Source organism: Saccharopolyspora sp. NPDC002578 (genome assembly GCF_053592695.1).
In genome coordinates, this window is record NZ_JBSFWJ010000036.1 from 12045 (window position 1) to 29796 (window position 17752).

Sequence of the window (17752 nt, forward strand, 5' to 3'; positions counted from 1 at the left end):
CCCCGTGTCCGAGACCCCGACCGGATCTCCGGCGGCGAGTCCGGTGGAGCCCCCGCGCGCCGGTGCGCTCGGCGCGGTGGAGCAGCGCGGCATCGAACCCGTTCCCGTCCCCGAACGCCGCGGGAACCCGCTGGAGCTGTTCTGGGTGTGGTTCGCCGCGAACATCTCCGTGGTCGGCATGCCGCTCGGCGTCAGCCTCGTCGCGCTCGGCCTGTCCGCGTGGCAGGCGGTCGTCGTGGCGATCATCGGCTCGTTCGGCTCGTTCGCCGTGGTCGGCCTGATCTCCATCGCCGGTCGTCGCGGCGGGGCGCCGAGCCTCACCCTCTCCCGCGCCGTGTTCGGCACCCGGGGCAACGCCGGGCCGACCGCGGTCGCACTCGTGTCGCGGCTCGGCTGGGAGACCGTGAACACCTCGACGGCCGCGCTCGCGATCGTCACCAGCGTGTCGCTGCTCGCGGGCACCGGCGGCGACGCGAAGTCCGCGCCATTGGTCGCCGTCGCGGGCGTGGCGCTGTTCGTCGGTTTCACCGTCGCCGTGTCCGGGATGGGCCACGCCGTGATCCTGGTCGTGCAGAAGTGGTCCACCTGGATCTTCGGCGCGGCGAACCTGCTGATCCTGGCGTACCTGGTCGTCAACATCGACTGGGCGGAGGTGGGACGCGCGCCGAGCGGTGGCCTCGCCGCGGTGCTGACCGGGATCGGCACCATCGTCGCGGGCACCGGCATCGGCTGGGCGAACTCCGGTGCGGACATGGCCCGCTACCAGGCCCCGACGGTGCGCGCGCTGCCGCTGGTGATGTCCGCGTCGGCCGGTGCGGGCATCCCGCTGGTGATCATGATCAGCATGGGCTCGGTGCTCGGCGCGTCCGACGCGGCCATCGCCTCGTCCTCGAATCCGCTCGACGCCATCCGGGACACGCTGCCTCTCGGGGTCGCCGTCGGCTACCTGGTGATCTCGTTCATCGGCCTGCTGCTGTCGAACCACCTGTCGGTGTACTCGGCGGGCCTGACCACGCTCACCCTCGGCCTGCGGGTCAAGCGGGTGTGGGCGGTGATCGTCGACGTCGTGGTCACGACGATCGGGTCGCTGCTGTTCCTGCTCGTCGCCGACGGGTTCTACGGTCCGTTCACCACGTTCATCTCGCTGCTGGCGGTGCCGATCTCCGCCTGGGTCGGGATCTTCCTGGTCGACCTGATCCGCCGCCGCCACTACGACCCCGAGGGCCTGCTCGACCTCACCAGCAGGGGCGCCTACTACTACACCGGCGGGGTGCGCTGGTCCGCCCTCGGACCGTGGCTGGCCGCCATCGTCTTCGCGGCCCTGTTCATGCAGGTCACCCCCGGCGATGTTCCGTGGTACACGGGACCGCTGCACGACACGTGGATCGGCGTGAACGGCATGGCGTGGATCGCGGCGGCCGTCGTCGGCGGGGCGCTCTACGCCGTGTTCGGCCTCCGGTCCGCGGCGGGTGACGAATGAGCACCGGCCGCGTCATCCACACCGGGCAGGCCGTCGTCGACCTCGTCCTGCGCGTGCCCGCGGTCCCCGCTGCAGGCGGTGACGTGTTCGCCTCCGGGCACGAATTCCTCGCCGGGGGCGGTGTGAACGTCATGCTCGCCGCCGCGCGCGACGGTGCTCGCGTGGTGTACGCGGGCGGCCACGGGACCGGCCCGTTCGGGGACGTGGTGCGCGCGGCGCTCGCGGCCGAGGACGTGGAGCTCACCGGCCCGGCCGATCCGGGCATCGACACCGGGTTCAGCGTCGCCCTCGTCGACGACGACGCGGAGCGGACGTTCGTGTCCACCGCCGGAGCCGAAGGCGCGGTGGACGTGGCCCGGCTGCGCGGCACCGACCCGGGCGAGGGCGACGTGGTCTACGCGTCGGGCTACTCCCTCGTGCACGACGCCAACCGCGCGGCGCTGCTGGAGTGGCTGCCGACGGTCCCGGCCGGGTGCACCGTCGTCGTGGACCCCGCCCCCGTGATCGGTGACGTCGACCTCGACGCGGTGCGCGTCCTGCTGGACCGCGCCGACGTGTGGACCACGAACGAGCAGGAAGCGCTGATCCTGTTGCGGCGCCTGGGATCGGAGGCGGACGGCGCGGACGCGGCGACGGCGCTCGCCACCGCCACCGGCCGCACCGTGGTGCTGCGCGCCGGATCGCGCGGCGCCCTGCTCGCCCGCCCCGGCCAGGACGTGGTGAACTGCCCCGCCCCCGAGGTCGAGGCCGTGGACACCAACGGCGCGGGCGATGCCCACGCCGGCGTGATGTGCGCGCGACTGGCCGCCGGGGAGGACCTCCCCGCCGCGGTCCGGCGGGCGAGCGTCGCGGCGGCCATCGCCGTCACCCGCTCCGGCCCCGCCACGGCGCCCACCACCGCCGAGATCGACACCGCGCTGCGGGACGGGACGACTCGCCGGAGCTAGAGGTCGTTGCCGGCGTAGGAGAGGTTGAAGCTCTTGTTGGTCAACGGGAAGTCCGGCACGATCGTGTCGCTCAGCGCGACGGGCAGAGCGGGCCAGTTGAGGAAGCTGGGGTCCACGACCTTGACCCGCGCCAGGGTGCCGTCGGCGGCGAGTTCCACTCGGTGCACGATCGTGCCGCGCCAGCCTTCGACGATGCCCACTCCGGAACCGGCGGCGTCCGCGGTGGCTTCGGGGGTACCGGAGGTCGTGCGCCCGTCGAGCTCACCGACCAGGCGCGTGATCAGCTCGATGGAGTGAGCGATTTCCTCGGTACGCACGGTGAAACGGGCCAGGACGTCGCCGTCGGTGCGGCTGTGGGAGGGCCGCTCCCCCGGTTCCGGGAGCGCCGGGTGGTCGTGCCGGGCGTCGACGGCCACGCCGCTGGCGCGGGCGACGTAGCCCAGCGTCCCGAGGTCGACGGCCTGCTCCCGGGTGAGGACCGCGGTACCGGAGAAGCGGTCGCGCACGACGCTGTGGCCGAGCGCTAGCGCGGCGAGCTCCGCTACGTCGTCGCCGATGGCGGCGAGCGCGCCGGTGTCGGGCAGCCGCCGGACCGCCGCCCCGCCGAGGTGGACGCCACCGCGCAGCAGGCGGTGGCCGCGAACCTCGTCGTTGATCCGCAGCAGCCGTTCGCGGATGCGCCCGGCGTGGGCGTTGAGCACGCCGTGCCCCGCGTCGTTGCACAGCGCGCCGAGGTCGGTGACGTGGTTGTAGAGGCGTTCCAGCTCCAGCAGGATCGCGCGGAGCCGCTGAGCATCCACCGGGACATGGAGCGACCGGGCGTCTTCGAAGGCCTGGCAGTACGCGAGGGCGTGCCCGACGGCCGTGTCGCCGCTGATCCGCTCGGCGAGTTCGAAGCCGTCCTCGGGCCTGCGCCCGTGGAACAGCTTCTCAAGTCCTTTGTGGACGAACCAGAGACGGGCTCTGAGGTTGAGGATGGTCTCGCCCACGACGGAGAAGCGGAAGTGCCCCGGCTCGATCATGCCCGCGTGCACGGGCCCCACCGGAATCTCGTAGACGCCGGGACCCTCCACCGTGCGGAACGGGTAAGGCCCCTCCACGTCGCCGAACTCCGGGGGCGCTCCGGCACCGTCCAGCATGGGGTACCAGCCCTGCGGCCAGTGGAAGTGCCGGACCAATCGGCGCGGCAGCGGATGGTCGTCGGGCACGATCCCGAACAGGTCGCGCATCTCGCGTTCGAACCGACCGGCGGGGAACGACATCCCGGCCAGGCTCGGCACGTGCGGGTGGTCGCGATCGAGCGGGACGTGCAGCTCTACGCGGCGGTCGGTGTCGGCCAGGGTGAACAGGTAGACGGCCCGCAACGCGTCGCCGTCGTCGTGCCCGGCGATCAGCGCGGTCCGGAATCCGGCGTCCAGCAGCGCGCCCGCCTGTTCGGGCACCTCGTCCGGCCGGATCGTGCGCGCGGTGCGCCGATGACCGGGCGTGTGGTCTTCAGGTGTGGTCATGGCGTTCCCACGAGGTCGGCGGCAAGGGACAACAGCGGGGTCAGCGGTCCGGCCGTGACCCCGAGCGCAGCGCAGGCCACCAGGCCGACGACCAGCACCGCGGTGGCGAAGGCAGGGGCTCGCCGAGGAGCCGTGGCGGCGCCCGGCGCTTCGGGAGCGGCGCCGAGCACCATGCGGCCGGTGTGCGTCACCAACGCCGCGGCGATCACCAGGACGAGGACGAGAGCAGCGGCTACCGCCCAGCCCAGCCCGGCGGTGAACCCCGCTCGGGCGATGCCGAGCTCGCTGGCGAACAGGCTGAACGGGGGCAATCCGATGAGGGCGAGGACGCCGAATCCGAAGCAGCCGGCCAAGACCGGTTCGCGCTCGGCCAGGCCGCGCACCTGGTCGATGCGGCTGGTTCCGGTGACCTGCAGGATGCGCCCGGCGCCGAGGAACAGCACGCCCTTCGCCAATCCGTGGCCGAGGACGTGCAGCAGGACGGCGGCGATCGCGGCGCGTCCACCGACCGCGGTGCCCAGGGCCAGCAGGCCCATGTGCTCGATGCTGGAGTAGGCCAGCATCCGCTTGTAGTCGCGTTGGGCCAGCAGCAGTGACGCCGCGAGCACCAGCGACATCACGGCGATCACCACGAGCAGCAGTTGTGCGAATCCGGTTCCCAGCGCGGCATCGGCGATGACCTTCACCCGCAGGATCGCGTAGAAGGCCACCGACAGCAGCACTCCCGACATCAACGCCGACACGGGCGCCGGTGCTTGGCTGTGCGCATCGGGCAGCCAAGCGTGCAACGGCGCCAACCCCGCCTTGGTGCCGAACCCGACGATGAGGAGCACGACTGCGATACGCGTGACGTCCGGATCGAGGCCGTGGGCGACGGCGGTCAGCTCCGCCCAGTCCAGACCGGCTCCGGGCGCCGCGTGCTGCGCGGCGTAGTTGAGCAGGAACGTGCCCAGCAACGCCAACGCGATGCCCGTCGAGCAGATCACCACGTACTTCCACGCCGCCTCCACGGCGGAACGGGTCCGCCGCTGTCCCACCAGGAACGCGGTCACGACGGTGGTGGCTTCGACGGCGACCCACAGCACGCCCAGGTTCGCGGCCAGCACCGCCAGCGACATGGCCGCCAGGAACAACTGGACCAGCAGGCAATGTCGCGCGGCGGTCCGGGCGCCGGCCCGCCCGGCGGCGATCTCGGTGCGCAGGTGGCCAGGTGTCGCCGCCGTGGCCAGGAGGGCGACCGCTCCGATCACGACCAGCATGAACGCGCTCAGCGCGTCCACCCGCACCGAGCCCGCCAACGCGGTGCGCGGGCCGTGGCGGACGACCTCGACGGCGATCGTGACGGCGGCGCAGAGCACGAGGGCGGCGCTCGCGGCGCTCACCCCGGCGGTGGCGCGACGCCATCCGGCCGACGCGTAGATCACGGCGCCGAGGACGGGAACGGCGATGGGAGCCAGGAGGAGGGGCGTCATCAGTCGCGCAGCTCCCTCAGTTCGTCGAGGTCGGTGTCGCCGAAGGTGTCCCTCATGCGCGTCGTCAGGATCTGCAGCACCAGCACGACCATCAGCACGTCCAGGGACACCCCCAGTTCCACGGCCGGTCCCGCACCGGAGGTGGTGAGGAAGCCGACCGCGGTGATGCCGTTGTCCATCAGCAGGAACCCGACCAGCTGGGACAGCGCGCGCCGCCGGGTGACCAGGACGAAGAAGCCGATCAGCACCACGGTCATGCCGACCGGGACGGCCTGCGTCGCCGCCGACGGAGCCAACGCCACCAGGGGTCGCGAGATCGCGTGGCCCAGTAGCGCCAGCACCGCGGCGGCGAGCAGCGAAGACGCCACGTTGACCAACGGCCGGACGTCCCGCCGCTGCTCACCGGCTGCCGCCAGCGCCCGTCGAAGCAGAGCGGGCAGCACTCCCGCGCGGAGCACGAGGAGTCCCACCGCGACGACCCCCAGCTCGACCGACCCGTCCCGCACGGCAAGGACCGCGACGAGAGCCGCCAGCGCCGCTCCTTGCAGCGCGAAGACGCGGATGATGACGGTCAGCTCCCGCCGCCACAGCACGAGCACCGACGTGATCAGCAGCAGTCCGCACGCCAGGTCCAGCAGCTGGACGTAGAGGTCGTGGCTCATCGCGATCTCGGGTGGTCGGTCGTCATGGTGCTTCTCCTCGGATGCTTGTCAGTGCGGCTGTGCCAGGAAGAAGGACGCGGCGACGGCCAGCAGCGCGAGCAGGAACGAACCGGCCAGCAACTCGGGCACCCGGAACAGGCGCAGCTTGGCCGCGAACACCTCGCCCACCGCGAGCAGGCCGCCGAGCAGCGCCACCTTGGCGACGAAGGCCGCGACCCCGACGAGCAGGGCGAGCGGCGCGGCGCTGGTCGCGATGCCCCACGGGACGAACAGGTTCGCCAGCAGCCCGAGGAACACGGTCAGCCGCATCGCCGAGGCCCACTCGACCAGGGCGAGGTCCCGGCCCGCGAACTCCAGGGTCATCGCCTCGTGCACCATCGTCAGTTCCAGGTGCGTGGACGGGTTGTCCACCGGGAGCCGGCCCGTCTCGGCGATGATCACCACACCCAGCGCGACCGCGGCCAGCAGGCTGACCGGGGAGATCACGCGCGCCGGGTCGTGCAAGGCGGAGGTGACGATCGCCCCCAGATCCGTGGATCCGACCCGCACCGACAACGCGAAGATCGACACCAGCAGCGTCGGCTCGACGAGGGCGATGATGGTCATCTCTCGGCTGGCGCCCATGCCGCCGAACGCGGTGCCGGTGTCCAGCCCGGCCAGCGCCAGCGCGACGGTGCCCAGCGCGAGCAGCGCGACCACCGCGAACAGGTCGGCCACCGGACTCACGGCCGACGACGTCGTCACGAACGGAGCCACCAGCGCGACCACCGCCGTCGTGGACACCAGCAGCAACGGCGCGACGCGGAACACCTCGCCGGTGCCGTGCGGTGCGATCGATTCCTTGCGCAGCAGCTTGCGCAGGTCTCGCCACGGCTGGCCGATCCCGGCCCCGGCACGGCCTTCGAGGCGTGCCCGGACCTGGCGCATCATCCCGATCAGGAGCGGTGCTCCCCCGATCACGAGCAGGCACTGGAGAATCCCGCCGATCACGCCCAGCGCGTTCATCGGATCACCACCAGCAAGATCAACAACCCGCACACGGTGTAGAAGCCGTAGCCGAGGTAGCGGTGCATGCTGCCGTTGGCCAGACCCCGGGCGGTTTCGCCCCAGGCCGCGAACAACTTCAGGACGGGCTCGTAAACGCGGCGTTCGAGGCGATCGGGCACCCGCTGGCGGTATTCGACGGCGTGCACCAGGTAGCTCGATTCCCGGTGGTGGGTCACGTCGATGTCCTGTTCCGGTTGCACCACGTCGTCGAAGACCCGTTGCAGCGGCTCGGCGAACGACGTCGCCGTGTACTCCGTGCGGGCGGGCAAGGGTCCCGCACCGCAGTCCCACGACCGCGCGGCGCGCGGGGCTCGTCGTGCCGCGATCAGCCGCACCCCCGCGAAGAAGACGGCGGCGACCGCCAGCAGTGCTGCGATGAGCAGCAACGGCGAAAGCGCACCCGCGACCCCGTTCAACCGCAACGTGATCAGGCCGCTCACGGCGGGTTGCGCGCGACCCGAGATCGCGGTGCTCACGGACGCGATGGCGGGCAGCACCGCGCTCGGCAACAGCGCGAGCACGACGCAGGCCGCACCCGCCAATCCCATCCCGGCCAGCATGCCGGGCGGGCTTTCCACCGCCTCCGCGGCAGCGCTGCTGCGCGGCCGGGCCAGGAACCCCACGCCGAAGGCCTTCACGAAGGTGGCCACCGCCAGCCCGGCGGTCAGCGCCACCGCGGCGACCGCCACCGGCATCACGATCGCCGTGGCCCCGCCCGAAGCGGGCAGCCCGTGGATCAGGGCCTGCAGCAACAGCCACTCGCTGACGAACGCGGTCCCGGGCGGCAACGCCGAGGCCGCCAGCGCTCCGAGTCCGAAGCACCACGTGGTCACCGGCATGCCCGTCCGGAGCCCGCCCAGCTCGTCGAGATCGCGGCTGCCGGTGGCGCGCAGCACCGACCCGGCGGCGAGGAACAGCAACGTCTTGAAGGCGGCGTGGTTGATCACGTGCAGCAGAGCCGCGGCCAGGGCCACGCCCGCCAGCACCCGATCTCCCCCGGAGGCGAAGAGCCCGGCCGCTCCGAGCCCGATCAGCACGAGTCCCATGTTCTCGGTGGTCGAATTCCCCAGCAGGCGCTTGAGATCGGCGCTCATGGCTGCCTGCAAGATCCCGTAGACCGCGGACAGCGCGCCCAGCCCGAGCACCAGCAGCCACCACCAGGCAGGCCCGCCGCCGAGCAGGTCGAAACCGACCCGGGCGATGCCGTAGATCCCGAGGTTGACCATCGCCGCCGACATCAGCGCCGACACGTGGCTCGGAGCTTCGGGATGCGCCCGCGGCAGCCAGGCGTGCAGCGGCAGGACTCCGGCCTTGGACGTGAACCCGGCCAAGGTCAGCACGAACACGACGCCTGCTGCGGTCGGCGTCAGCGTCGCCGCGGCGGCTCGCAGGGCCGGGAACGAATCATCGGCGGCGTGCCCCGCCAGCACGAGCAGCCCGATCATGATCGCGACCGCGCCGAGGTGCGTCATCACGGCGTACCAGCGCCCCGCCACCACCACGGTGTCGCGACGCCGGTGCTCGGCGAGCACCAGCACGAGCGACGTCAGCGCCATCAGTTCCCAGCACACCAAGAACGTGCCGACGCTGTCCGCCGTCGGCACCAGCAGCATCGCCAGCACGAACAACGGCGTCATCGCTTGAACGCACCTGCCGTCGAGCCCGTGGCGGGCGTACCCGATGCCGTACACCGCCACCGCGATCGCCACACCCCCGGTCACCGCCAGGAACAGGCCGCTCAACTCGTCCACCGCGAACGACGCGCCGAACAGCGGCAACAGCGCCGGGAACTCCACCGAGCACGACTGCCCGGCCAAGGCGCCGGCCCCCGCGACCGCACCGCCCGCCCCGACGACGGCCGTCCCCACCCCGACCGGGACGGGACGCATCCGCCGCGGGAACGTCAAGGCCAGCAACGCACTGACCAGCCCGGCGGCCACGGCCGCACCGAGGCCCGCTTCGACGAGGTTCATCGACCGGTCAACTTCCGCAGGCCCTCGACGATCTGCTCCGGGCGAGGCGGGCAACCCGCGATCTCCACGTCGACGGGCACCACGTCCCGCACGGCGCCTTCGACCCCGTACGCCTCGGCGAACGCGCCGCAGTTGCGGGCGCAGTCGCCGACGGCCACCACGAACTTCGGTTCCGGCAGCGCTTCGAAGGTCCGCCGCAACGGTTCGGCCATGTTCCGCGTCACCGGGCCGGTCACCAGCACCGCATCAGCGTGCCGCGGCGAGGCCACCAGCCGGGCACCGTAGCGTTCGGCGTCGTGCACCGGACCGAACGCGGAGCCGATCTCGACTTCGCAGCCGTTGCACGATCCCGCGTCCACGTGCCGGATCTGCACCGACCCGCCTAATTCCGCCGCGAGCGCGGGCTCGTCGCCCGGCTTCGGCGGCGCGGGTTCGGCCACCCGCCCCGTCCTGCGGATCTTGCGCCACAAATTCAGCACAGGGTGCTCCCAATTCCCCTTGGAGCGCGGCGGTCACCCCGCCGACCGGCAGGGCCGGATCTCGGCAGGCGACCGCGGTTCACGCGCTCGCGGACTCGTCGGGCTTGCGCAGGTCGTCGAGCAGTTCGGCCTGCCCGGACAGCACTTTGGTCAGGATCGTCCGCGCCACCGCCATCAGCTCCGCCACGTGCGGGCTGGTCAGCGAGTAGTAGACGGCGGAACCCTCCTTGCGGGTGGTGACGAGCCCGGCCCGGCGCAGCACGGCGAGCTGCTGCGAGAGGTTCGCCGACTCGATCCCGACCTCCGGGAGCATTTCGGAGACGGCGTGCTCGCGTTCGCTCAGCAGCTCCAGCACCCGAATCCGCGCAGGATGCCCCAGCGTTTTGAAGAACTCGGCCTTCAGCTGATACAGCGGCGTGCTCATCCATCTCCCTCCGCGGAACCCGCGACGCGTGCCCCGCCACCAGCGCGCGTCGTGCTCCGGCTCGTACCGGGGAACAAGATGTCAGCAATTGCAAACTTTAGCAACTGTTAGATCAGTGAATGGCGTCGCGAAGGCTCGTCCGGAACGGATGGCGTCGTGCGCGTCGAGCTGGGTGGTGATCGAATCCGCCGTGATCCAGTTCGCGCGGCGCTGCCTACGGCACTCCCCCGCCTCGATCGGGCCTTGTCACCGGCAGGCCGCGCGGAGGTCCGCCAGGAGTTCCGGGCCGGTCCAGGTGTCGCGGCGGTCCGGTGGTGTCTTCTCCGCTCGCTTGACCAGTTCCACGACTCGGGCCGAGGCCGGCGCGGGCAGCGAGTGGCGGGTGGCCATGGCGACGACTTCGCCCTGCAGCATGTCGATCTCGGTGACCCGCCCGCGTTGCAGATCTTCCCACGTGGAGGAGCGGGCGTGCGGGTCGATGGCCAGGATGCGGCGGGCCACGCGGCGGAACACCGCGTCGGGAAACCGCAGCAGCCGTGGGATGAGCGCGGGCGGGATCGGCATGAGCTTGGCCGGTTCGACGCCCTCCGCGCGGAAGGCGGCGAGGGCTTCGCGTTGGCACAGCGCGAGGCAGGCGCGGAAGGAGCGCTGTTCGAGCTGGGTGCGCAGCGGGAGCCCGGACAGTGCGTTGAGCGCGTTGTTGAGGTTCATCAGCAACTTCGCGTGCTGCACGCCGCGCATGTCGGCGTGCGGCTGCACGGCGAGGTCCGCCTCGGCCAGGGTGGCGATGAGGGGCCGGGCCGCCGGGACGTCGTCCAGCATCAGCGCGCCCTCGCTGCCCTGGTGGAAGTGTCCGGGCCGGGTCTGCACGACGTTGTAGGGCACCATCCCGGCCAGCACGGTGTGCTCGGGCAGCTCGGCGCGCAGCAGCTCCGCGTTGTGCAGCCCGTTCTGGAGGCTGCACACCACGGTCCGCTCGTCGAGGTGCGGGGCGAGGTCGCGGGCGGCGGTGACCGTGTCCGCGGATTTGACGGTGATGAGCACGATGTCCGCTCCGGCGACGGCGTCCGGCCCGGTGGCGGTCCGTAGCGCGGACGCGGGGACGTACCGGGGCGGGCGGCTGCCACCGGTCACCGACACCCCGTCGTCCTGCACGACGGCCATGGCCTTGGCACGGCCGATCAGCGTGACGTCGGCGACCGGCGCGAGCCGGCCGCCGAGGTAGCCGCCGATGCTGCCTGCGCCGAACACCGCGATGCGCGGAAGCGCCTGGGACACGGGAGGATTCCGCCTTTCGTGGTCGTGCCGGCAGGGAGGTCAGGCGACCGCGTCGGCCGCGGCGCGGCCCGCGTTGCGCCCGGAGAACAGGCAGCCGCCGAGGAACGTGCCCTCCAGCGCGTTGTAGCCGTGCACACCGCCGCCGCCGAACCCGGCGGCCTCCCCGACCGCGTACAGCCCGTCGATGGGACGCCCGTCGGAGCCGAGGGCGCGGGAGTCGAGATCGGTCTGGATGCCGCCGAGCGTCTTGCGGGTCAGCACGTGCAGCTTGACGCCGATCAGCGGGCCGGCGGCGGGGTCCAGGATTCGGTGCGGCGCGACGGTGCGGCTGAGCCGGTCGCCGAGGAAGCGGCGCGAATTGCGGATGCCCTGCACCTGCGAGTCCTTGCTGTAGGGGTTGGCGATCTGCAGGTCGCGGGCCTCGATCTGGCCGCGCAGCGACGCGGCGTCCAGCAGCGGCCGGTCGGTCAGGCCGTTCATCTTCGCCACGAGCTCGTCCAGGCCGGTCGCGACGACGAAGTCCGCTCCGCGGTTCTTGAACGCCTCCACCGGCCCGGTCGCGCCCTTGGACAGGATGCGTTCCCGCAGGACCGCTTTGCGGTCGCCGCTGGTGAGGTCGGGGTTCTGCTCGGAGCCCGACAGGGCGAACTCCTTCTCGATGATCTTCTCGGTGAGGATGAACCAGGAGTGGTCGTGGCCGGCGATGTCCTCGGTGGTGCGCAGGTGCTTGAGCGTGCCGAGCGTGTCGTAGCCGGGCAGGCACGGGTCGGGCAGGCGGCGGCCGAGCGCGTCGAACCACATCGAGGACGGCCCGGGCAGGATCCGGATGCCGTGACCGGGCCACACGGGGTTCCAGTTCTGGATTCCTTCGGTGTAGTGCCACATCCGGTCGCGGTTGACCAGCCGCACCCCGGCGGCGTCGCTGATCTGGAGCAGCCGCCCGTCGACGTACTCGGGAACGCCGGTGACCATGTTCTTCGGTGCGGTGCCGAGCCGCTTCGGCCAGTGCGCGCGCACCAGGTCGTGGTTGGCACCGATGCCGCCACCGGCGAGCACGACGGCCTGCGCGGTCAGCTCGAAGGAACCGGCCGCGTCCCGGTTGGACGCCACTCCGCGCGGCGAGGAGTCCTCGGCCAGCACGGTTCCGCGCACTCCCGTCGCCGCCCCGTCCTGGATGACGAGCTCGTCGACCTGGTGGCGGTGGTGGAAGGTGAGCAGCCCTTCGTCGGCGGCCCGCTGGGCGCTGCGCACGAACGGCCCCACCACTCCGGTGCCCGTGCCCCAGGCGACGTGGAAGCGCGGGACGGAGTTGCCGTGCCCGTCGGCGCGCAGGTCACCGCGTTCGGCCCACCCGACCATCGGGGTGAACTTGATCCCGTGCGCGTCGAGCCAGGACCGCTTCTCCCCCGCGGCGAAGTCCACGTAGGCGCGCGCCCAGCGCACCGCCCACGAGTCCTCGTCCTCCAAGCGGTCGAACTGCGCGCTGCCCTGCCAGTCGTTCCACGCGAGTTCGGCGGAGTCCTTGACGCCGAGGCGCCGCTGCTCGGGCGTGTCCACCAGGAACAGGCCGCCGAACGACCAGTACGCCTGACCGCCGAGGTTGGCCGCGCTCTCCTGGTCGACCAGCGCCACCTTCCGCCCGCGAGCGGTCAGCTCGTGCGCCGCGACCAGCCCCGACAGGCCTCCTCCGACCACGATCACGTCCGCGTCCACCACTGCCACCGCCCGTTCGTCGCTCACCGTTGCGCGGACCCCAGCTTGCTTCGGTCCGGTGCCCGGTGACCAGCTCGTTCGTCCGGGAGACGCAGTAGGTTTGTCACCCGGTGATGAACAGGAGGCGCCCATGAGCACGTCCGAACGGGTCCAGGTGGTCGATCAGGTCCGGTCCCGGCTGTCCGACCTGACCGATGCGACCCTCGACGCGGTCCGCACCGCCGTGCCCGCGTACCGGGACGTGCGCGGCGATCAGCTCCGCGACGTCGAAGCGATCACCTCGTGGGTGCTGGTCCGGTTGCTGCGGGCGTGGGCGGAGGGCGGCGGTGTCCTCGACGACGCCGACCGCGGCCGGTTCCGCGGCATCGGCGCCGCGCGCGCCGAGGACGGCCGCCCGCTCACCGCCGTGCTGCGCGCCTACCGGGTGGCGGCGGTCGCCGCGACCGACCACCTGCGCGAGCTCGGCCGCGGCAGGCTCGACGTCGACGACGTGGCCGACCTCACCACGGTGCTGCTCACCGCGTTGGACGACCTGTCCGAATCCCTCATGGCCGGGTACGGGGCCGCGCGCGACCGCCTCGGCGCCGACCTCGACCGCGCCCGTCGCGACCTGTTGGACGACCTGCTCGTCGGCAGGCAGTCCTCCGCCGGAGCGCTCGCCGACCGCAGCCGCGAACTCGGCGTCGAACTCGCCCCGGAACCGTCGCTGCTCATCGTCGAATCGACCGATTCCGGTGCTGCCATCGAAGAATCCGCCGCCCACGACCTGTTCGCGGACGCCGCAGCCCGGCCGCTGCTCACCCTGCACGGACCGCGCGCGGTGCTGCTCCTGAACGTCCGCCCCGGTCCCGAACTGGACGAGGCGTGCCGAGAGCGGGAATGGCGCGGTTGCCTCATCGTCGGCCACCCGATCACGGCCGTCGCCGCGAGCCACCGCCTGGCCGCCCACGCGCTCGACACCGCCCCCGCCCACTCGTTCCGCGACCGCGCCCTGCTCGACGAGGGCGACGCCCGCTTCCTGAGCGTGCTCGCGGCCCGCCCCGACGCGGACCCCGCCGCCGTGGTCCGCGCGGTCCTCGGCCCGATCGCCGCCCCGTCCCAACGGCACCTGCTCGACGGCCTCGCCGCGTTCCTGGCGGCCGACACGGTCACCGACGCGGCGAACCGGCTGCACCTGCACCCGCAAACCCTGCGCTACCGCCTGCGCCGCGTCCGCGACCTCACCGGCCGCGACCCGCACGACCCGTGGCACCACCTCGTCCTCGCCGCCGCAGCACAACTCCACCGCCCGGACGGCCAGACCCGCTGACCACGAGCGAAGGCCTACCTCGTGATTCACGAGGTAGGCCTTGAAGAAACCGGTGCGAAGTTGGCAGCGGCGGTTACGCACCCCGCTGGATGTGCGTGAGGAACGCCGACCACTGCGATGCCCCGAGGACGAGGACGCCACCGTCACGATCCTTCGTGTCCCGTACCGCGCACGCCCCATCCGGCAACGTGGCGATCTCGACGCAGTTGCCCGAGTTCCCGGTGTAGCTGGAAACCCGCCACGACAGCTGCGGCAGCTCAGATCTGGTCATTTCTGCGACTCCGAACAAGGATCCTGCATAGCCCGGCCCCCACCATATCGATCAGCTCGACGGACCCGTCGTGCGTCAGCGCTCGTCGAGCGCTCGCAGGTGTTCGTCGCAGGCGGCGACAAGGCTGTCCAGCGCCAGTTCGCCCTTGGCTGCGGAGGCTGCGGACGGCTGCCCGATCACGCCATTGCCGCTGTATGCGTTCACTCCGGTGACCAGCAGGTGAGCTCGATCGTCAGCTCGGTGATCGGCGTCCTGGTATCCGTCGCCGACGAGCTCCGGGTGCGCGTGCAGGAGCAGCGATGTCTCGATCTCTCCGGCGTGCATGTCCTGATGGGCGTTCAAGACAGCACCGGCGGCGTCCCGTGCGCGCGTCCAGTCGTCGCGGCCGGGGAACAGCGCCACGCTCGGCTCGTCCACGTTGGCCTGCTGGGCGATGTTGGACAGCACGTAGTTGCCGCCGTGCCCGTTGACCAGGATCAGCTTCGTCACGCCGGACCTGCGCAGCGACGAGCGGATGTCGTCGACCATCGCGATCAAGGTGGCGGCGCTGATGCTGACCGTGCCGGGGAAGTCCTCGTGCTCGTGGGAGCAGGACACGGTGATCGGCGGCAGCAGGAACAGGTCGTAGTGCTCGGCGATGCGGTTCGCGATCAAGCAGGCGATCACGGTGTCGGTGATCAACGGCAGATGCCCGCCGTGCTGCTCGAAGCTGCCCACCGGCAACACCGCCACCCGAGCTCCACGAGCGGCTTCATCAGGCGAGGTCGCAGTGCTGAGCAGGTGCACGCCGGTCTCCATCGGGCTCGTCACGTCAACGTCGTCCGCAGGGTACGACTCAACCGGCGCCCGCGAAGCGCGCTCCACCGACGAGCGAAGGCCTACCTCGTGATTCACGAGGTAGGCCTTGAAGAAACCGGTGCAAGTTGGCAGCGGCGGTTACGCACTCTGCTGGATGTGCGTGAGGAACGCCGACCACTGCGATGCCCCGACGACGAGGACACCACCTTCGCGATCCTTCGTGTCCCGGACAGCGCACGCCCCGTCCGGCAAGGTGGCGATCTCGACGCAGTTGCCGGTGTTGCCGGTGTAGCTGGAAACCCGCCACGACAGCTGCCGCAGCTCAATCCTGGTCATGACAGCGACCCTCACAATGCTCTCGGTCTACCTGTACTGGGACTTCACCTTACCGATCAGCTCTCGCGACTGATCAGGCGTGAGAGCCACGTTACGGAGACGCCGGTAAGCATTTGCGTGAGCTTCAATGACAGCCGCCTCCTCCGGGTAGTTCGCACCAGCGATGTCCTCGACGTAGACCACGGCACCCGTCGATTCGAGCTGGAGCACCACGAACGCGCTCTTCGCCATGAATGCGCCATCTGTACCGGCAGACGGACTCGGGCGGAACGGCAGGATGCGGAGTTCCAGGTTCGGCAGCGCAACCAGCTCTTCAAGCAGTCCCAACTGCTGTCGCATGATCAAGTCATCACCGATCACTCTGTGCAGCGTCGCCTCGTGCAGGATGACGTCGACGTGCGGAGCGTCCGCTTTCATCAGGACGTCCCGTCGCCGAAGGCGAACTTCGACCTGGCTATCCAGCTCTTGCCGCGACGCGAACGGATATCCCGCAGTCAACACCGTTCGCGCATACTCCTCGCACTGCAAGATTCCCGCGATCAGCTCGTTCTCGTAGATCGTGAGTGCGGACGCTTCGGACTCCAGGACCAGGAAGCGACGGAACCAGTCGGGAACGTTGTCCCGGTAAGTGCCACGCCGACGCGGCGTAGGCACTGCCGCGAGCCGAAGTGCTTCCGCAGCTTGAGAATCGTTGGCTTGGTAGAGCTCTAGCAGCTTGCCGACCTCGTCCGATTTGATGCTTTGCCTGCCGTTCTCCATCTTCGAGATCTTCGCCGTCGAACAGCCCAAGTGATCGGCAGCCACCGCAGCGGTCAATCGCTGCGTCTCGCGGAGGCGCCGGAGCAAGATCCCGAGCTGGATCAGTACAACTTGCGGGTCCTTCGCCGACAAGATCGTCTCCTTCTCGCTCTGCCCGACGAGCCGCAACGACCGACTCGATCTGGGTTCACCCATCAAGGGCATAGGTTACTCGAAACTTTCGCGTTACTGTCTCGTTGTCAGTCGCCGCGATGTTCACGCTATCTCACTGAACGTGTTCCCCGGCGAGCACACCGTGCCAAATCCGCTCAGCGGCGCTGACTCGCTCTCCCCCGCCGGGCGGACCCCGACCGTTCGGCCGGGGTGCCCCGGCACCGGGCCGCTCCCCGGCTGGTGTCGGTGGCCGGGCCGTGTGACGTGCTCCCCCGAGCGTCACGGGCCAGCCCGGCCGCACGGCTCGTCTCCCGGTCGTGCGGCCGGGTCCGGCCGCATTCACCAGGCCCTGCAACGCGAATCGCATTCCGGCGGTCCGCGAATACCGGACAGAACGGCGTCTGATGACGACACGCGATTACGGACTTCCCTGCGCGTGGCACTACGACCACCGTCGCGGGATCACGCTGCGCTGGGGACGACCCGACGGCTTCTTCACCGTGCACGGCGGTGATCAGCGCGGCAAGCGCGGCGATCACGCGCTGCTCGACACCGTTCGGGTCACCCAGGCCTGGCAGGACGAACTCGACGTCGCCCACAAGGCGCGTGAGTGGGCGCGCGCCAACCCACCTCGAAAAGCCACGACAGGAGAACACCGGTGATGGATCGCGACCCCGACCGGCTCACCGCCCTCGACCTCACGGCGGAGCTGTCCGAGACCGAGCTGAAGATCGCCCGATCGCTGATCTGCGGAAGGTCCAACTCCGAGATCGGCGCCGAGATCGACCGAGCCGAGGACACCGTCAAAACCGCGCTGCGCAAGACGTTCCAGAAGACCGGCGCCACGACCCGAGCCGCGCTGGTGACCTGGATGTACGAGTCAGGGCACGTCATTCCCGGCGCCGAGGACTTCCCCGGCACGCCAGTGCGCCCTGCGGTCCTCGTTCGCGCCGCCGAACCGCTGTTGACGACGATCACCTCGGACGACCCCGCGCAGGTGCCCCGAATCCGGCGGCGGATCGTCGAAGCGCGCGGCGATCTGGCGAGGGCCATGGCCAGCCTCGGCAATCTCTGAGATGGACATCGGTCGCCGCCTTGCCTTGCGAGGCACTGACTTCGCTCGTCCCGAGCCGGTCCCGGCAT

18 protein-coding genes are annotated in these 17752 nt (G+C 70.9%); 5 read left to right on the forward strand and 13 right to left on the reverse strand.

All coding sequences use genetic code 11. The features are described 5' to 3' along the window. Positions 1–4 precede the first annotated feature (4 nt). On the forward strand, positions 5–1480 hold the full coding sequence (locus ACWD38_RS17975; RefSeq protein ID WP_450124491.1) for a purine-cytosine permease family protein: 1476 nt from the start codon (positions 5–7) through the stop codon (positions 1478–1480). After that, entirely contained in the window at positions 1477–2427 is a 951-nt protein-coding gene (locus tag ACWD38_RS17980) for a PfkB family carbohydrate kinase (protein ID WP_184480245.1), read from the forward strand. The genes ACWD38_RS17975 and ACWD38_RS17980 overlap by 4 nt, the downstream gene beginning before the upstream one ends. On the opposite strand, the gene ACWD38_RS17985 is transcribed toward ACWD38_RS17980, so the two are convergent. From ACWD38_RS17985 to ACWD38_RS18025, 9 genes are all read right to left on the reverse strand, one after another. Beyond that, on the reverse strand, positions 2424–3935 hold the full coding sequence (locus tag ACWD38_RS17985) for a hydrogenase large subunit (RefSeq protein WP_450124492.1): 1512 nt from the start codon (positions 3933–3935) through the stop codon (positions 2424–2426). The genes ACWD38_RS17980 and ACWD38_RS17985 overlap by 4 nt on opposite strands. Next, positions 3932–5407: a proton-conducting transporter transmembrane domain-containing protein gene (locus tag ACWD38_RS17990; RefSeq protein ID WP_450124493.1), complete on the reverse strand. Its 1476-nt coding sequence runs from the start codon at positions 5405–5407 to the stop codon at positions 3932–3934. Before ACWD38_RS17990 ends, ACWD38_RS17985 begins: the two co-directional genes overlap by 4 nt. Beyond that, positions 5407–6069, reverse strand: coding sequence for a hypothetical protein (locus ACWD38_RS17995; protein ID WP_184480253.1), 663 nt, complete (start codon positions 6067–6069; stop codon positions 5407–5409). Before ACWD38_RS17995 ends, ACWD38_RS17990 begins: the two co-directional genes overlap by 1 nt. Before the next feature lie 48 nt (positions 6070–6117). Beyond that, entirely contained in the window at positions 6118–7074 is a 957-nt protein-coding gene (locus ACWD38_RS18000; protein WP_450124494.1) for a respiratory chain complex I subunit 1 family protein, read from the reverse strand. Continuing rightward, on the reverse strand, positions 7071–9089 hold the full coding sequence (locus ACWD38_RS18005) for a proton-conducting transporter transmembrane domain-containing protein (RefSeq protein ID WP_450124495.1): 2019 nt from the start codon (positions 9087–9089) through the stop codon (positions 7071–7073). Before ACWD38_RS18005 ends, ACWD38_RS18000 begins: the two co-directional genes overlap by 4 nt. Next, entirely contained in the window at positions 9086–9568 is a 483-nt protein-coding gene (locus tag ACWD38_RS18010) for an NADH-quinone oxidoreductase subunit B family protein (RefSeq protein WP_343071473.1), read from the reverse strand. The genes ACWD38_RS18005 and ACWD38_RS18010 overlap by 4 nt, the downstream gene beginning before the upstream one ends. Before the next feature lie 79 nt (positions 9569–9647). Further along, positions 9648–9992 (reverse strand): ArsR/SmtB family transcription factor, encoded by a 345-nt coding sequence (locus ACWD38_RS18015; RefSeq protein ID WP_184480261.1) that lies wholly within the window; start codon positions 9990–9992, stop codon positions 9648–9650. Between the two features lie 246 nt (positions 9993–10238). Further along, positions 10239–11270, reverse strand: coding sequence for a 2-dehydropantoate 2-reductase (locus ACWD38_RS18020; RefSeq protein WP_221315869.1), 1032 nt, complete (start codon positions 11268–11270; stop codon positions 10239–10241). A gap of 39 nt (positions 11271–11309) precedes the next feature. After that, complete coding sequence (locus tag ACWD38_RS18025) at positions 11310–13010, reverse strand: FAD-binding dehydrogenase (RefSeq protein WP_450124496.1); 1701 nt, start codon at positions 13008–13010, stop codon at positions 11310–11312. Positions 13011–13113: 103 nt separating this feature from the next. On the opposite strand from ACWD38_RS18025, the gene ACWD38_RS18030 reads away from it, so the two are divergent. Continuing rightward, complete coding sequence (locus tag ACWD38_RS18030; protein WP_184480264.1) at positions 13114–14292, forward strand: PucR family transcriptional regulator; 1179 nt, start codon at positions 13114–13116, stop codon at positions 14290–14292. 73 nt (positions 14293–14365) lie between these two features. Here ACWD38_RS18030 and ACWD38_RS18035 read toward each other — a convergent pair whose 3' ends face one another. The 4 genes from ACWD38_RS18035 to ACWD38_RS18050 form a co-directional block, all read right to left on the reverse strand. After that, positions 14366–14563 carry a DUF397 domain-containing protein gene (locus ACWD38_RS18035; protein WP_184480266.1) on the reverse strand — a complete coding sequence of 66 codons (198 nt, stop codon included), beginning with the start codon at positions 14561–14563 and terminating at the stop codon, positions 14366–14368. Between the two features lie 75 nt (positions 14564–14638). Beyond that, positions 14639–15361: a creatininase family protein gene (locus ACWD38_RS18040; RefSeq protein ID WP_221316562.1), complete on the reverse strand. Its 723-nt coding sequence runs from the start codon at positions 15359–15361 to the stop codon at positions 14639–14641. Positions 15362–15499: 138 nt separating this feature from the next. Further along, positions 15500–15697: a DUF397 domain-containing protein gene (locus tag ACWD38_RS18045; RefSeq protein ID WP_184480268.1), complete on the reverse strand. Its 198-nt coding sequence runs from the start codon at positions 15695–15697 to the stop codon at positions 15500–15502. 27 nt (positions 15698–15724) lie between these two features. Next, positions 15725–16588 carry a helix-turn-helix domain-containing protein gene (locus ACWD38_RS18050; RefSeq protein WP_221315871.1) on the reverse strand — a complete coding sequence of 288 codons (864 nt, stop codon included), beginning with the start codon at positions 16586–16588 and terminating at the stop codon, positions 15725–15727. 425 nt (positions 16589–17013) lie between these two features. On the opposite strand from ACWD38_RS18050, the gene ACWD38_RS18055 reads away from it, so the two are divergent. Beyond that, positions 17014–17271, forward strand: a complete 258-nt coding sequence (locus tag ACWD38_RS18055; RefSeq protein ID WP_184480273.1) for a hypothetical protein — start codon at positions 17014–17016, stop codon at positions 17269–17271. Next, positions 17271–17684 (forward strand): response regulator transcription factor, encoded by a 414-nt coding sequence (locus ACWD38_RS18060; RefSeq protein WP_184480275.1) that lies wholly within the window; start codon positions 17271–17273, stop codon positions 17682–17684. The genes ACWD38_RS18055 and ACWD38_RS18060 overlap by 1 nt, the downstream gene beginning before the upstream one ends. Positions 17685–17752: the final 68 nt, after the last annotated feature.

Bases quoted from the DNA above. Each gene is read 5' to 3' on its own strand.
- ACWD38_RS17980 (WP_184480245.1), top strand. From the start codon at position 1,477: ATGAGCACCGGCCGCGTCATCCACACCGGGCAGGCCGTCGTCGACCTC.
- ACWD38_RS17985 (WP_450124492.1), bottom strand. From the start codon at position 3,935: ATGACCACACCTGAAGACCACACGCCCGGTCATCGGCGCACCGCGCGC.
- ACWD38_RS17990 (WP_450124493.1), bottom strand. From the start codon at position 5,407: ATGACGCCCCTCCTCCTGGCTCCCATCGCCGTTCCCGTCCTCGGCGCC.
- ACWD38_RS17995 (WP_184480253.1), bottom strand. From the start codon at position 6,069: ATGAGCCACGACCTCTACGTCCAGCTGCTGGACCTGGCGTGCGGACTG.
- ACWD38_RS18000 (WP_450124494.1), bottom strand. From the start codon at position 7,074: ATGAACGCGCTGGGCGTGATCGGCGGGATTCTCCAGTGCCTGCTCGTG.
- ACWD38_RS18005 (WP_450124495.1), bottom strand. From the start codon at position 9,089: ATGAACCTCGTCGAAGCGGGCCTCGGTGCGGCCGTGGCCGCCGGGCTG.
- ACWD38_RS18015 (WP_184480261.1), bottom strand. From the start codon at position 9,992: ATGAGCACGCCGCTGTATCAGCTGAAGGCCGAGTTCTTCAAAACGCTG.
- ACWD38_RS18030 (WP_184480264.1), top strand. From the start codon at position 13,114: ATGAGCACGTCCGAACGGGTCCAGGTGGTCGATCAGGTCCGGTCCCGG.
- ACWD38_RS18035 (WP_184480266.1), bottom strand. From the start codon at position 14,563: ATGACCAGATCTGAGCTGCCGCAGCTGTCGTGGCGGGTTTCCAGCTAC.
- ACWD38_RS18040 (WP_221316562.1), bottom strand. From the start codon at position 15,361: ATGGAGACCGGCGTGCACCTGCTCAGCACTGCGACCTCGCCTGATGAA.
- ACWD38_RS18045 (WP_184480268.1), bottom strand. From the start codon at position 15,697: ATGACCAGGATTGAGCTGCGGCAGCTGTCGTGGCGGGTTTCCAGCTAC.
- ACWD38_RS18055 (WP_184480273.1), top strand. From the start codon at position 17,014: ATGACGACACGCGATTACGGACTTCCCTGCGCGTGGCACTACGACCAC.
- ACWD38_RS18060 (WP_184480275.1), top strand. From the start codon at position 17,271: ATGGATCGCGACCCCGACCGGCTCACCGCCCTCGACCTCACGGCGGAG.